Here is a 13,706-nt window from a genome sequence, read left to right on the forward strand (position 1 = left end):
TAAATATAACAATCCACAAAATGAATAAAGTAAATTTAAACAATCTACTCACTAATCAATGTCATGCTAATCTTAAAATACTACTAATTACATCCTGTGACTAATAATGTAATAAATTGTAAATATTAAAATAGCCATATTACTATTAAGATAGATAAATTGAATCGACTTGGTATAAAGCACAATAAAATAGCACTTTTACAAATATATTATTAGAAAAGTTGAAACAAATATATAACCCCAGATAATATAATCATTATCATTAATGTAATACCAAAAAAAGAAGTTAAACAATGCATAGTTGCTTAACTTCCAATATTGAACTCATCATTACAATTTGACATAGAGTCTATTAAAGCGTGTGCCATTTGAGTCCACTTTTATGGTTCTTCATCTTTTATGGTGGGAAGGTAAAACTTCCTGCTTTTTTTAATACACAAAAAGCGCAATTGCCTCTATAATTTAAAGTGACCAAACCCAAACTAAAGGAGACAAGTGCGCCTATGTGTAATGATACCTTAGAATTACTAAGAATAAAAGATGAAAATATAAAATATATAAACCAAGAAATTGACGTCATTATCAAAGGAAAAAAAGCAACAGTGGTTAATGCTGTACTAACGTATAAGCCTTCGGCCTGTTATTGTTGTGGAGTTAAAAATGAAGGACAAATTCATAAACATGGTAAGCGTGTTTCTCGTATTACTTTACTTAAAACTCAAGGGTATAACACATACCTCAACTTAGCTAAACAACGTTTTAAATGCTTAGAATGCAATGGCACTTTTACTGCTAAAACGTCAATTGTTGATGAGTCGTGTTTTATCTCAAGATGTGTTACTCAAAAAGTTATAGAAGAAGCTACTAAAGTTAAAACAGAGATTGATACTGCAGAAGATAACTGTATCTCTCCATCTACTGTAAGTCGTATTAGAACTAAAGCGGCTAATTCATTACGAATTAAACCGTTTAATTGTTTGCCAGAACACATCGCTATGGATGAATTTAAAAGCGTTAAAAATGTAACTGGATCAATGAGTTTCATTTTTATAGATAATGATACTCATGATGTTATAGATATTTTAGAAAATAGAACTACAAGATTCTTGCGTGCCTATTTCGAGCGATTCGATTTAAAAAATCGACAACAAGTTAAGACGGTTACTATTGACATGTATGAACCCTATGTCCGATTATTTCGCGACCTATTTCCTAATGCAGCTATTATTTTTGACAGATTCCATATCGTTCAACATTTAAATAGGGAACTTAATAAGTATCGTGTACAAGTTATGAATGAATACCGTAATAAAAAAGGACCTAATTATACAATTTTTAAGAATAACTGGAAAGTTCTATTGATGGATACTAGTAAAACCATATTTAGTAAATACAGATGGAATAAATCTTTTAAGGCTTATAAACGCTCATCTGACATTGTAGAATTCATGCTTTCAAAAGACGATATACTACGACGCTCCTACGAACTTGTCCAAGGATTAAGAAAAGATCTAAGGTTATGTAATTGGCCTAAATTTATTAATCGTTTAAATTCAGTTAGTAAAAAGTCTGTGAGTAAAGGTGTATGGAAAGTGGTTAAATATTATAGAAAACATCAAAGGATGTTAAGAAATACAATTTATTACCCAGCATTTAATAATGGTGCTATAGAAGGAATTAATAATAAGATAAAATTAATCAAGCGAATTTCTTTTGGTTACAGAAATTTCAACAACTTTAAAGCACGTATAATGATGATTTTCAGCTTATACAAAGGAGAAAAAAAGAAGACAACCAAGCCCAATAATGGACTGGCCGCCTAATAATAAAAACTCTAAAAGTTGTAATTTAAAATAGTTCTTTAAATTATATACCCACCACATTTGGTGGAGAACCACTTTTATTTGTATTGTATAGAGAGAAATAAAAAGAAACCTTGTTTTACAAGGTTTCTAATACGTTATGTTATGTAAATAACAGTTAATTATACCGGTGGTCGGGGTCGAACCGACACTCCACAAGTGGAACGGGATTTTGAGTCCCGCGCGTCTGCCAATTCCGCCACACCGGCTTAATGGTAAACAAAAAACTTCCCTTTGGAAGCAATTATGGAGCGGAAGATAGGATTTACACCTATACCTCGTTCCGGGAAGGAACGTGTTCTAAAAGTTGAACTACTCCCGCAAATATTAAATTATGGAGCGGAAGATAGGATTTACACCTATACCTCATTCCAGGAAGGAATGTATTCTAAGAGTTGAAATACTCCCGCATTATTATTAAATTATGGAGCGGAAGATAGGATTTGCACCTATACCTCGTTCCGGGAAGGAACGTGTTCTAAAAGTTGAACTACTCCCGCATAAACCTGGAGGCGGCAACCGGATTTGAACCGGTGATAAAGGTTTTGCAGACCTCTGCCTTACCACTTGGCTATGCCGCCAATAACTGGGCTAGCTGGATTCGAACCAACGAGTGACGGAGTCAAAGTCCGTTGCCTTACCGCTTGGCTATAGCCCATTAATAATAAGGGCGGCTGAAGGGGATCGAACCCTCGAATGTCGGAACCACAATCCGATGTGTTAACCACTTCACCACAGCCGCCATGGCAGGGGCAGTAGGAATCGAACCCACACCAAAGGTTTTGGAGACCTCTATTCTACCGTTGAACTATGCCCCTATTAAAAATAATAAATGGAGGGGGGCAGATTCGAACTGCCGAACCCGAAGGAGCGGATTTACAGTCCGCCGCGTTTAGCCACTTCGCTACCCCTCCATAAATGGTGCCGGCCAGAGGACTTGAACCCCCAACCTACTGATTACAAGTCAGTTGCTCTACCAATTGAGCTAGGCCGGCTAAGAAATGGTTCAGGACAGAGTCGAACTGCCGACACATGGAGCTTCAATCCATTGCTCTACCAACTGAGCTACTGAACCATAATAAAAATGTAATGATGGCGGTCTCGACGGGAATCGAACCCGCGATCTCCTGCGTGACAGGCAGGCGTGTTAACCGCTACACTACGAGACCTATTAAATTAAAAACTATGTATTGCGGGAGGCGGATTTGAACCACCGACCTTCGGGTTATGAGCCCGACGAGCTACCGAACTGCTCCATCCCGCGATAATAAAAAATAATGGCGGAGGAAGAGGGATTCGAACCCCCGCGGCCCGTTAAGGCCCTGTCGGTTTTCAAGACCGATCCCTTCAGCCGGACTTGGGTATTCCTCCATTATTATAGGTAAATCGCTATTAATTATAAAATTAAATGGCGGTCTCGACGGGAATCGAACCCGCGATCTCCTGCGTGACAGGCAGGCGTGTTAACCGCTACACTACGAGACCATTAGTAAAACGGAGGAAGAGGGATTCGAACCCCCGCGAGCCGTTAAGCCCCTGTCGGTTTTCAAGACCGATCCCTTCAGCCGGACTTGGGTATTCCTCCAAAATTATATGGACCTTGCAGGACTCGAACCTGCGACCGAACGGTTATGAGCCGTTAGCTCTAACCAACTGAGCTAAAGGTCCTAAATATAATTTTACAACTAATAAATAGTGGCGGTGGAGGGGATCGAACCCCCGACCTCACGGGTATGAACCGTACGCTCTAGCCAGCTGAGCTACACCGCCTTATATAGTTTGTAAATAATATGGTGGAGACTAGCGGGATCGAACCGCTGACCTCCTGCGTGCAAAGCAGGCGCTCTCCCAGCTGAGCTAAGCCCCCATAATAATTACAGTATATCGGGAAGACAGGATTCGAACCTGCGACCCCTTGGTCCCAAACCAAGTGCTCTACCAAGCTGAGCTACTTCCCGTATAATTAACGCGCCCGATAGGAGTCGAACCCATAACCTCTTGATCCGTAGTCAAACGCTCTATCCAATTGAGCTACGGGCGCATATGTTTTTATTGAAAATGGTGCCGAGGACCGGAATCGAACCGGTACGGTGATCACTCACCGCAGGATTTTAAGTCCTGTGCGTCTGCCAGTTCCGCCACCCCGGCACTATAAAAATGGAGCAGAAGACGGGATTCGAACCCGCGACCCCAACCTTGGCAAGGTTGTATTCTACCGCTGAACTACTTCTGCATATGCGGGTGAAGGGAGTCGAACCCCCACGCCGTAAGGCGCTAGATCCTAAGTCTAGTGCGTCTGCCAATTCCGCCACACCCGCAAATGGTGAGCCATAGAGGATTCGAACCTCTGACCCTCTGATTAAAAGTCAGATGCTCTACCAACTGAGCTAATGGCTCTTCCATGGTGCCGGCCAGAGGACTTGAACCCCCAACCTACTGATTACAAGTCAGTTGCTCTACCAATTGAGCTAGGCCGGCAATATGTAAGAATAAATGGTGGAGAATGACGGGTTCGAACCGCCGACCCTCTGCTTGTAAGGCAGATGCTCTCCCAGCTGAGCTAATTCTCCGATTTAAAACTGCCTGGCAACGTTCTACTCTAGCGGAACGTAAGTTCGACTACCATCGACGCTAAGGAGCTTAACTTCTGTGTTCGGCATGGGAACAGGTGTGACCTCCTTGCTATAGTCACCAGACATATGAATGTAAATTATACATTCAAAACTAGATAGTAAGTAAAAGTGATTTTGCTTCGCAAAACATTTATTTTGATTAAGTCTTCGATCGATTAGTATTCGTCAGCTCCACATGTCACCATGCTTCCACCTCGAACCTATTAACCTCATCATCTTTGAGGGATCTTATAACCGAAGTTGGGAAATCTCATCTTGAGGGGGGCTTCATGCTTAGATGCTTTCAGCACTTATCCCGTCCACACATAGCTACCCAGCTATGCCGTTGGCACGACAACTGGTACACCAGAGGTATGTCCATCCCGGTCCTCTCGTACTAAGGACAGCTCCTCTCAAATTTCCTACGCCCACGACGGATAGGGACCGAACTGTCTCACGACGTTCTGAACCCAGCTCGCGTACCGCTTTAATGGGCGAACAGCCCAACCCTTGGGACCGACTACAGCCCCAGGATGCGATGAGCCGACATCGAGGTGCCAAACCTCCCCGTCGATGTGAACTCTTGGGGGAGATAAGCCTGTTATCCCCGGGGTAGCTTTTATCCGTTGAGCGATGGCCCTTCCATGCGGAACCACCGGATCACTAAGTCCGTCTTTCGACCCTGCTCGACTTGTAGGTCTCGCAGTCAAGCTCCCTTATGCCTTTACACTCTATGAATGATTTCCAACCATTCTGAGGGAACCTTTGAGCGCCTCCGTTACCTTTTAGGAGGCGACCGCCCCAGTCAAACTGCCCGCCTGACACTGTCTCCCACCACGATAAGTGGTGCGGGTTAGAAAGCCAACACAGCTAGGGTAGTATCCCACCAGCGCCTCCACGTAAGCTAGCGCTCACGTTTCAAAGGCTCCTACCTATCCTGTACAAGCTGTGCCGAATTTCAATATCAGGCTACAGTAAAGCTCCACGGGGTCTTTCCGTCCTGTCGCGGGTAACCTGCATCTTCACAGGTACTATGATTTCACCGAGTCTCTCGTTGAGACAGTGCCCAAATCGTTACGCCTTTCGTGCGGGTCGGAACTTACCCGACAAGGAATTTCGCTACCTTAGGACCGTTATAGTTACGGCCGCCGTTTACTGGGGCTTCGATTCGTAGCTTCGCAGAAGCTAACCACTCCTCTTAACCTTCCAGCACCGGGCAGGCGTCAGCCCCTATACATCACCTTACGGTTTAGCAGAGACCTGTGTTTTTGATAAACAGTCGCTTGGGCCTATTCACTGCGGCTCTTCTGGGCGTTAACCCTAAAGAGCACCCCTTCTCCCGAAGTTACGGGGTCATTTTGCCGAGTTCCTTAACGAGAGTTCGCTCGCTCACCTTAGAATTCTCATCTTGACTACCTGTGTCGGTTTGCGGTACGGGCACCTATTTTCTATCTAGAGGCTTTTCTCGGCAGTGTGAAATCAACGACTCGAAGACACAATGTCTTCTCCCCATCACAGCTCAGCCTTAACGAGTACCGGATTTGCCTAATACTCAGCCTTACTGCTTAGACGTGCAATCCAATCGCACGCTTCGCCTATCCTACTGCGTCCCCCCATCGATTAAAACGATTATAGGTGGTACAGGAATATCAACCTGTTATCCATCGCCTACGCCTGTCGGCCTCAGCTTAGGACCCGACTAACCCAGAGCGGACGAGCCTTCCTCTGGAAACCTTAGTCAATCGGTGGACGGGATTCTCACCCGTCTTTCGCTACTCACACCGGCATTCTCACTTCTAAGCGCTCCACATGTCCTTACGATCATGCTTCAACGCCCTTAGAACGCTCTCCTACCATTGTCCAAAGGACAATCCACAGCTTCGGTAATATGTTTAGCCCCGGTACATTTTCGGCGCAGTGTCACTCGACTAGTGAGCTATTACGCACTCTTTAAATGATGGCTGCTTCTAAGCCAACATCCTAGTTGTCTGGGCAACGCCACATCCTTTTCCACTTAACATATATTTTGGGACCTTAGCTGGTGGTCTGGGCTGTTTCCCTTTCGAACACGGACCTTATCACCCATGTTCTGACTCCCAAGTTAAATTAATTGGCATTCGGAGTTTGTCTGAATTCGGTAACCCGAGAGGGGCCCCTCGTCCAAACAGTGCTCTACCTCCAATAATCATCACTTGAGGCTAGCCCTAAAGCTATTTCGGAGAGAACCAGCTATCTCCAGGTTCGATTGGAATTTCTCCGCTACCCTCAGTTCATCCGCTCACTTTTCAACGTAAGTCGGTTCGGTCCTCCATTCAGTGTTACCTGAACTTCAACCTGACCAAGGGTAGATCACCTGGTTTCGGGTCTACGACCAAATACTAAACGCCCTATTCAGACTCGCTTTCGCTACGGCTCCACATTTACTGCTTAACCTTGCATCAAATCGTAACTCGCCGGTTCATTCTACAAAAGGCACGCCATCACCCATTAACGGGCTCTGACTACTTGTAAGCACACGGTTTCAGGTTCTATTTCACTCCCCTTCCGGGGTGCTTTTCACCTTTCCCTCACGGTACTGGTTCACTATCGGTCACTAGAGAGTATTTAGCCTTAGGAGATGGTCCTCCCAGATTCCGACGGAATTTCACGTGCTCCGTCGTACTCAGGATCCACTCAAGAGAGACAACATTTTCGACTACAGGATTATTACCTTCTTTGATTCATCTTTCCAGATGATTCGTCTAATGTCGTCCTTTGTAACTCCGTATAGAGTGTCCTACAACCCCAACAAGCAAGCTTGTTGGTTTGGGCTCTTCCCGTTTCGCTCGCCGCTACTAAGGGAATCGAATTTTCTTTCTCTTCCTCCGGGTACTAAGATGTTTCAGTTCTCCGGGTGTGCCTTCTGATATGCTATGTATTCACATATCGATAACATGACATAACTCATGCTGGGTTTCCCCATTCGGAAATCTCTGGATCAAAGCTTACTTACAGCTCCCCAAAGCATATCGTCGTTAGTAACGTCCTTCATCGGCTTCTAGTGCCAAGGCATCCACCGTGCGCCCTTAATAACTTAATCTATGTTTCCACCATTTTTATAAGTCAAACGTTAACATGAAGTTACGTTCTTTTATAAAAAGATTTAAACGCGTTATTAATCTTGTGAGTGTTCTTTCGAACACTAGCGATTATTTCTTATGAATTCAAGCTTATTTAAAACTCTTTATTCACTCGGTTTTGCTTGGTAAAATCTATATTTTACTTACTTATCTAGTTTTCAATGTACAAATAATGGTGGAGACTAGCGGGATCGAACCGCTGACCTCCTGCGTGCAAAGCAGGCGCTCTCCCAGCTGAGCTAAGCCCCCAAATAGGTATTAAATTAATGGTGGGCCTAAGTGGACTCGAACCACCGACCTCACGCTTATCAGGCGTGCGCTCTAACCAGCTGAGCTATAGGCCCATTAATTTGAATGAACAAACATTCAAAACTGAATACAATATGTCACGTTATTCCGCATCTTCTTCAGAAGATGTTCCGAATATATCCTTAGAAAGGAGGTGATCCAGCCGCACCTTCCGATACGGCTACCTTGTTACGACTTCACCCCAATCATTTGTCCCACCTTCGACGGCTAGCTCCTAAAAGGTTACTCCACCGGCTTCGGGTGTTACAAACTCTCGTGGTGTGACGGGCGGTGTGTACAAGACCCGGGAACGTATTCACCGTAGCATGCTGATCTACGATTACTAGCGATTCCAGCTTCATGTAGTCGAGTTGCAGACTACAATCCGAACTGAGAACAACTTTATGGGATTTGCTTGACCTCGCGGTTTCGCTGCCCTTTGTATTGTCCATTGTAGCACGTGTGTAGCCCAAATCATAAGGGGCATGATGATTTGACGTCATCCCCACCTTCCTCCGGTTTGTCACCGGCAGTCAACTTAGAGTGCCCAACTTAATGATGGCAACTAAGCTTAAGGGTTGCGCTCGTTGCGGGACTTAACCCAACATCTCACGACACGAGCTGACGACAACCATGCACCACCTGTCACTTTGTCCCCCGAAGGGGAAGGCTCTATCTCTAGAGTTGTCAAAGGATGTCAAGATTTGGTAAGGTTCTTCGCGTTGCTTCGAATTAAACCACATGCTCCACCGCTTGTGCGGGTCCCCGTCAATTCCTTTGAGTTTCAACCTTGCGGTCGTACTCCCCAGGCGGAGTGCTTAATGCGTTAGCTGCAGCACTAAGGGGCGGAAACCCCCTAACACTTAGCACTCATCGTTTACGGCGTGGACTACCAGGGTATCTAATCCTGTTTGATCCCCACGCTTTCGCACATCAGCGTCAGTTACAGACCAGAAAGTCGCCTTCGCCACTGGTGTTCCTCCATATCTCTGCGCATTTCACCGCTACACATGGAATTCCACTTTCCTCTTCTGCACTCAAGTTTTCCAGTTTCCAATGACCCTCCACGGTTGAGCCGTGGGCTTTCACATCAGACTTAAAAAACCGCCTACGCGCGCTTTACGCCCAATAATTCCGGATAACGCTTGCCACCTACGTATTACCGCGGCTGCTGGCACGTAGTTAGCCGTGGCTTTCTGATTAGGTACCGTCAAGATGTGCACAGTTACTTACACATATGTTCTTCCCTAATAACAGAGTTTTACGATCCGAAGACCTTCATCACTCACGCGGCGTTGCTCCGTCAGGCTTTCGCCCATTGCGGAAGATTCCCTACTGCTGCCTCCCGTAGGAGTCTGGACCGTGTCTCAGTTCCAGTGTGGCCGATCACCCTCTCAGGTCGGCTATGCATCGTTGCCTTGGTAAGCCGTTACCTTACCAACTAGCTAATGCAGCGCGGATCCATCTATAAGTGACAGCAAGACCGTCTTTCACTTTTGAACCATGCGGTTCAAAATATTATCCGGTATTAGCTCCGGTTTCCCGAAGTTATCCCAGTCTTATAGGTAGGTTATCCACGTGTTACTCACCCGTCCGCCGCTAACATCAGAGAAGCAAGCTTCTCGTCCGTTCGCTCGACTTGCATGTATTAGGCACGCCGCCAGCGTTCATCCTGAGCCAGGATCAAACTCTCCATAAAAATTATGATGTTTGATTAGCTCATAAATACTAAATAATGTTTGTAACTTATAGTTACGTTTTTGGAATTAACGTTGACATATTGTCATTCAGTTTTCAATGTTCGTTTGTCACTTACAACATTTAATTATAACTCGTAAGTTTTTGTAAGTCAAGAATTATTTTTAATTATTTTATTTCTAAAAAATAAATTTCCTAACTCAATTAATTCAACAAATATTATTTTATTATGTATTTGTTCGAATTTCAATAGTCAAATTTACACTTTATTAATATTTTAAATCAACAACTTAAAACATTTGTTTTTTAAATATTAGTGCCGTTTGACGACTTTTATATAATATCAAGTTATTCTAGTAGAGTCAACATAAAACAACACTTATTTTTGTTTAAAAATTACTGTTGAAGGGATTATTTTCTATTCGTAAGTACTATATGTATTTAAAGTGTAATTCCTTACGCTTTTTACTTCAGTTTTACAAACAAACTTATACTCACTTTATGGATAGTTATTTAGTAGACCTTCGTTTGAATATTTTTATGTTTATTTATAAAGGGTACTAGTTATTAGTTAATACCACTTCCGTAGTTAGAATATTCTTTTCTTCAATTTAAATATTTTTCAGAATAAGCATAAAAAAGAAGTTAAACAACTTTCATGTCGTTTAACTTCTTAAATATTACACTTACTTATATGAAGTAAGCTAACGCTTTTTTAATTTGTCATACTACCAAAGTTAAATTATTTATCTTGGCATTCTTTACAAACTCCATAAATTTCCATTCGATGATGTGTTACGTCAAAGTCAGTCATATGCTGAGCTAATCTTTCAATTTCATTTAACTGTGGATATTGAAAATCAACAATCTTACCACATTGTTCACATATAATATGATAATGATTATGTGTATTAAAGTCGAATCGACTTGATGAGTCTCCATATGTTAATTCTTTTACAATTCCAATATCTTTAAACACTCTTAAGTTATTATATATTGTCGCAACACTTATATTTGGAAAATCAGGTGAAAGTGCTTGATAAATTTCATCAGCTGTTGGATGAGTATGTGAAGAAATTAAATAACGTAATATTGCTTGTCTTTGAGGTGTAATTCTTATGCCTGCTTGTCGCAATGATGCAATTGATTCTTCTAGTTCATGTTCAATTGATTCTATTTCAACACTCATCTATATCACCATCTTTCTTATATAATAATTATTATTACTTACTATAAATATAACTGTAGTATTGCGCGCGTGTCAATATTTACATGATGATTTCATTTAATAGCCTTTTTTAGCATCAACTTCATTCTCAATTAGACCATTCTTATTGAGAAAATTAACTAGATTGTTTTTAAAAATATCTAATAAGTCATACTTTGCCTCATAATCATTACCAGTTATATGCGCTGTTATAGTTACATTTTCCAATTCATATAATTCATGATTAGGTTTCAAAGGTTCATTTTCAAACACATCTAAATATGCATGTCGAATAACTTTACTTTTTAATACTTCTATTAAGAGCGCTTCTTTAACTATGCTACCTCGTCCTATATTTATAAAAAGTGCTTCATCTTTCATTAATTCAAAATGTTTTTTCTTTAGTAAATGAATCGTTTCTTGCGTTTCTGGTAAAGCATTTATAATAATGTCAGCATTTGGTAATGTGCTTTCAAGTGATTCGATAGTATATATCTCGTCAAACTCATCTTTGTTCTGACCTGACTTGCTCAGACCAATTAAATTCATATTAAAAGCCTTTGCTAACTTCGCAGTTCTAGTAGCAATTGCACCTGTACCTAAAAATAAAACTGTTTGTCCTGATAGGCGTTTACCAGTTATTTTCGAATCATATATATGTTGTCTTTGGTTATCATATGATAGTTTCATCTTTTTATAATCATCTAAAATGAAAGCTAAAATGTATTCAGATAATTGTTTAGCTTGAACACCTTTTCCATTAGTTAAAAGTATGCCGTGATCTGCAATATAATCTAACGGTAATGTATTTACACCCGTTGCAAACCATGCAATCCATTTTAAATTCGGGCAACGTTGTAAAAATGCCTCATTGATACCGCCATCATAACCAACTAATATATCTAAATCAGCCAAGTCACTCTCAGGTATTTCTGATGCTTTTTTATAAAATTTAAAATCTAAATCTGAAAAGCGTTGTTGTAATTCAGTTTCAACTTCACGCATACGATTTAACCCAACAACTTTCATATATGTCACCCCAAAATGTTTTTAAGTTCTTCTATTTGTGTTTTAACCTTAACCTTCTCGATAACATCTAATACTTTACCTTGTTCATCTATTATAAAAGTTGTTCTTACAATACCCATACTTTCTTTGCCAAATGATTTTTTTAACTGATATACGCCTGTTTCTTTAGCTAATTTAAAATCTTCATCTACTAATAAATCGAAATTCAATCCGTGTTTCTCAATAAAATTTTGGTGTTTTTTCTTTGAATCACCGCTTATACCATATACTGCAACATCTAAATCATTGAACATTTCTAAATTGTCTCTAAAGTCACAAGCTTCTGTGGTACAAGTAGGTGTATTATCTCTAGGATAAAAATATATAATCGCCTTTTTACCTTTTAATGTATCATTTGTAATGACAGTTCCGTCTTGATTTTCTAATTTAAATATTGGAAATTGTTCTCCTTTTTGCAACATATAATCACCTTTTTCTTCATTATAATAATTTTATGATACGATATTAGATGAAAATATTAAATTAAAAGAGGTTGATATAAATGAATTTTAGTGAAAGTGAACGTTTACAACAACTTTCAAACGAATATATTCTAGGCGGTGTCAATTCCCCTTCTCGTTCTTATAAAGCTGTAGGAGGCGGTGCACCTGTTGTTATGAAAGAAGGACACGGTGCATATTTATATGATGTCGATGGCAATAAATTTATTGATTACCTTCAAGCATACGGTCCAATTATTGCGGGGCATGCACATCCTCATATTACTAAAGCAATTCAAGAACAAGCAGCCAAAGGTGTTTTATTTGGTACACCGACTGAACTAGAAATTGAATTCAGCAAAAAATTACGTGATGCAATTCCATCTCTTGAGAAAATTCGCTTTGTAAATTCTGGAACAGAAGCAGTCATGACAACAATTCGTGTTGCACGTGCATATACTAAAAGAAATAAAATTATAAAATTTGCTGGATCTTATCATGGCCATTCTGATTTAGTATTGGTTGCAGCAGGTAGTGGCCCATCTCAGCTCGGTTCTCCAGACTCAGCTGGTGTTCCAGAAAGCGTCGCACGTGAAGTCATTACTGTACCTTTCAATGATATTAACGCATATAAAGAAGCAATTGAATTTTGGGGTGATGAAATTGCCGCAGTATTAGTAGAACCAATTGTTGGTAACTTTGGAATGGTAATGCCTCAACCTGGATTTTTAGAAGAGGTTAATGAAATTTCGCATAACAATGGGACACTAGTGATTTATGATGAAGTAATTACTGCATTCCGTTTCCATTACGGTGCCGCTCAAGATTTATTAGGTGTTATCCCTGATTTAACTGCATTTGGTAAAATTGTTGGCGGTGGTTTACCAATTGGAGGCTATGGTGGACGTCAAGATATTATGGAACAAGTAGCACCTCTAGGACCTGCATATCAAGCTGGTACAATGGCTGGTAACCCGTTATCTATGAAAGCAGGTATTGCATTACTCGAAGTACTAGAACAAGACGGTGTTTATGAAAAATTAGACAGCTTAGGCCAACAACTAGAAGAAGGTTTACTTAAATTAATCGAAAAACATAATATCACAGCTACAATTAATCGTATTTATGGATCTTTAACATTGTACTTTACAGATGAAAAAGTCACACATTATGATCAAGTTGAACATTCTGACGGCGAAGCGTTCGGTAAATTTTTCAAATTAATGTTAAATCAAGGTATCAATTTAGCACCTTCTAAGTTTGAAGCTTGGTTCTTAACAACTGAACATACAGAAGAAGATATTCAACAAACTTTAAAAGCTGCAGACTATGCTTTTAGTCAAATGAAATAACTTTTAAGGAAGTATATTTTTAATTGAATTAAAATAAAACAAATGCTCACATAGTAGATT

General features: G+C 40.7%; 5 protein-coding genes, 28 tRNA genes, 3 rRNA genes and 1 pseudogene. 3 read left to right on the forward strand and 34 right to left on the reverse strand.

Going from position 1 to position 13,706, the window contains the following annotated elements; all coding sequences use genetic code 11:
- Positions 1-503 precede the first annotated feature (503 nt).
- Together NSS86_RS08000 and NSS86_RS08005 are read left to right on the forward strand one after the other, a co-directional pair.
- Positions 504-1,823 (forward strand): ISL3-like element IS1181 family transposase, encoded by a 1,320-nt coding sequence (locus NSS86_RS08000; RefSeq protein WP_001557163.1) that lies wholly within the window; start codon positions 504-506, stop codon positions 1,821-1,823.
- Positions 1,824-1,825: 2 nt separating this feature from the next.
- Positions 1,826-1,897, forward strand: a pseudogene (locus NSS86_RS08005) (hypothetical protein); the annotation flags it as partial.
- Between the two features lie 90 nt (positions 1,898-1,987).
- Here the strand turns inward: NSS86_RS08005 and NSS86_RS08010 are convergent.
- The 34 genes from NSS86_RS08010 to bcp all read right to left on the reverse strand — a co-directional run bounded on the left by NSS86_RS08010 (position 1,988) and on the right by bcp (position 12,276).
- Positions 1,988-2,071, reverse strand: a tRNA-Leu gene (locus NSS86_RS08010).
- Between the two features lie 38 nt (positions 2,072-2,109).
- Positions 2,110-2,184 (reverse strand) — tRNA-Gly (locus tag NSS86_RS08015).
- 103 nt (positions 2,185-2,287) lie between these two features.
- Positions 2,288-2,362 (reverse strand) — tRNA-Gly (locus NSS86_RS08020).
- Positions 2,363-2,369: 7 nt separating this feature from the next.
- Positions 2,370-2,443, reverse strand: a tRNA-Cys gene (locus tag NSS86_RS08025).
- A 5-nt stretch (positions 2,444-2,448) separates the two neighbouring features.
- A tRNA-Gln gene (locus NSS86_RS08030) sits at positions 2,449-2,520 on the reverse strand.
- Between the two features lie 11 nt (positions 2,521-2,531).
- Positions 2,532-2,604: transfer RNA gene (locus NSS86_RS08035), tRNA-His, on the reverse strand.
- Positions 2,605-2,606: 2 nt separating this feature from the next.
- Positions 2,607-2,680: transfer RNA gene (locus tag NSS86_RS08040), tRNA-Trp, on the reverse strand.
- 15 nt (positions 2,681-2,695) lie between these two features.
- Positions 2,696-2,776: transfer RNA gene (locus NSS86_RS08045), tRNA-Tyr, on the reverse strand.
- 5 nt (positions 2,777-2,781) lie between these two features.
- Positions 2,782-2,857: transfer RNA gene (locus NSS86_RS08050), tRNA-Thr, on the reverse strand.
- 7 nt (positions 2,858-2,864) lie between these two features.
- Positions 2,865-2,937, reverse strand: a tRNA-Phe gene (locus NSS86_RS08055).
- Positions 2,938-2,955: 18 nt separating this feature from the next.
- Positions 2,956-3,031: transfer RNA gene (locus NSS86_RS08060), tRNA-Asp, on the reverse strand.
- Positions 3,032-3,052: 21 nt separating this feature from the next.
- Positions 3,053-3,126 (reverse strand) — tRNA-Met (locus NSS86_RS08065).
- A 14-nt stretch (positions 3,127-3,140) separates the two neighbouring features.
- Positions 3,141-3,233, reverse strand: a tRNA-Ser gene (locus NSS86_RS08070).
- A 38-nt stretch (positions 3,234-3,271) separates the two neighbouring features.
- Positions 3,272-3,347: transfer RNA gene (locus NSS86_RS08075), tRNA-Asp, on the reverse strand.
- 10 nt (positions 3,348-3,357) lie between these two features.
- A tRNA-Ser gene (locus NSS86_RS08080) sits at positions 3,358-3,447 on the reverse strand.
- A 9-nt stretch (positions 3,448-3,456) separates the two neighbouring features.
- Positions 3,457-3,530, reverse strand: a tRNA-Ile gene (locus NSS86_RS08085).
- A 28-nt stretch (positions 3,531-3,558) separates the two neighbouring features.
- Positions 3,559-3,632: transfer RNA gene (locus tag NSS86_RS08090), tRNA-Met, on the reverse strand.
- Between the two features lie 21 nt (positions 3,633-3,653).
- Positions 3,654-3,729, reverse strand: a tRNA-Ala gene (locus tag NSS86_RS08095).
- 17 nt (positions 3,730-3,746) lie between these two features.
- Positions 3,747-3,820 (reverse strand) — tRNA-Pro (locus tag NSS86_RS08100).
- Between the two features lie 9 nt (positions 3,821-3,829).
- Positions 3,830-3,903, reverse strand: a tRNA-Arg gene (locus tag NSS86_RS08105).
- Positions 3,904-3,921: 18 nt separating this feature from the next.
- Positions 3,922-4,010, reverse strand: a tRNA-Leu gene (locus NSS86_RS08110).
- A 10-nt stretch (positions 4,011-4,020) separates the two neighbouring features.
- Positions 4,021-4,095, reverse strand: a tRNA-Gly gene (locus NSS86_RS08115).
- Between the two features lie 3 nt (positions 4,096-4,098).
- Positions 4,099-4,180 (reverse strand) — tRNA-Leu (locus NSS86_RS08120).
- Between the two features lie 3 nt (positions 4,181-4,183).
- Positions 4,184-4,259, reverse strand: a tRNA-Lys gene (locus NSS86_RS08125).
- Positions 4,260-4,264: 5 nt separating this feature from the next.
- Positions 4,265-4,340 (reverse strand) — tRNA-Thr (locus NSS86_RS08130).
- A gap of 16 nt (positions 4,341-4,356) precedes the next feature.
- Positions 4,357-4,432, reverse strand: a tRNA-Val gene (locus NSS86_RS08135).
- Positions 4,433-4,443: 11 nt separating this feature from the next.
- A 5S ribosomal RNA gene (gene rrf / locus NSS86_RS08140) occupies positions 4,444-4,558 on the reverse strand.
- Positions 4,559-4,630: 72 nt separating this feature from the next.
- Positions 4,631-7,553 (reverse strand): 23S ribosomal RNA (locus NSS86_RS08145).
- Between the two features lie 213 nt (positions 7,554-7,766).
- Positions 7,767-7,842 (reverse strand) — tRNA-Ala (locus NSS86_RS08150).
- Positions 7,843-7,860: 18 nt separating this feature from the next.
- Positions 7,861-7,937: transfer RNA gene (locus NSS86_RS08155), tRNA-Ile, on the reverse strand.
- 91 nt (positions 7,938-8,028) lie between these two features.
- Positions 8,029-9,580 (reverse strand): 16S ribosomal RNA (locus NSS86_RS08160).
- The 16S, 23S and 5S rRNA genes sit together here with 28 tRNA genes alongside, the layout of an rRNA operon.
- Before the next feature lie 741 nt (positions 9,581-10,321).
- Positions 10,322-10,768 (reverse strand): peroxide-responsive transcriptional repressor PerR, encoded by a 447-nt coding sequence (gene perR, locus NSS86_RS08165; protein WP_000110007.1) that lies wholly within the window; start codon positions 10,766-10,768, stop codon positions 10,322-10,324.
- A gap of 96 nt (positions 10,769-10,864) precedes the next feature.
- Positions 10,865-11,815 carry a phosphoglycerate dehydrogenase gene (locus tag NSS86_RS08170; RefSeq protein WP_000869446.1) on the reverse strand — a complete coding sequence of 317 codons (951 nt, stop codon included), beginning with the start codon at positions 11,813-11,815 and terminating at the stop codon, positions 10,865-10,867.
- Between the two features lie 5 nt (positions 11,816-11,820).
- Complete coding sequence (gene bcp, locus NSS86_RS08175; protein ID WP_000939521.1) at positions 11,821-12,276, reverse strand: thioredoxin-dependent thiol peroxidase; 456 nt, start codon at positions 12,274-12,276, stop codon at positions 11,821-11,823.
- An 80-nt stretch (positions 12,277-12,356) separates the two neighbouring features.
- On the opposite strand from bcp, the gene NSS86_RS08180 reads away from it, so the two are divergent.
- Complete coding sequence (locus NSS86_RS08180) at positions 12,357-13,646, forward strand: glutamate-1-semialdehyde 2,1-aminomutase (protein WP_001011595.1); 1,290 nt, start codon at positions 12,357-12,359, stop codon at positions 13,644-13,646.
- Positions 13,647-13,706: the final 60 nt, after the last annotated feature.

The organism is Staphylococcus sp. FSL W8-0056 (assembly GCF_037963075.1).
Lineage (GTDB): Bacteria > Bacillota > Bacilli > Staphylococcales > Staphylococcaceae > Staphylococcus > Staphylococcus aureus.

What these genes read in the sequence shown, in the direction of transcription:
- NSS86_RS08180 (WP_001011595.1), top strand. Translation starts at nt 12,357, where the DNA reads ATGAATTTTAGTGAAAGTGAACGTTTACAACAACTTTCAAACGAATAT.
- perR (WP_000110007.1), bottom strand. Translation starts at nt 10,768, where the DNA reads ATGAGTGTTGAAATAGAATCAATTGAACATGAACTAGAAGAATCAATT.
- NSS86_RS08000 (WP_001557163.1), top strand. Translation starts at nt 504, where the DNA reads ATGTGTAATGATACCTTAGAATTACTAAGAATAAAAGATGAAAATATA.
- NSS86_RS08170 (WP_000869446.1), bottom strand. Translation starts at nt 11,815, where the DNA reads ATGAAAGTTGTTGGGTTAAATCGTATGCGTGAAGTTGAAACTGAATTA.
- bcp (WP_000939521.1), bottom strand. Translation starts at nt 12,276, where the DNA reads ATGTTGCAAAAAGGAGAACAATTTCCAATATTTAAATTAGAAAATCAA.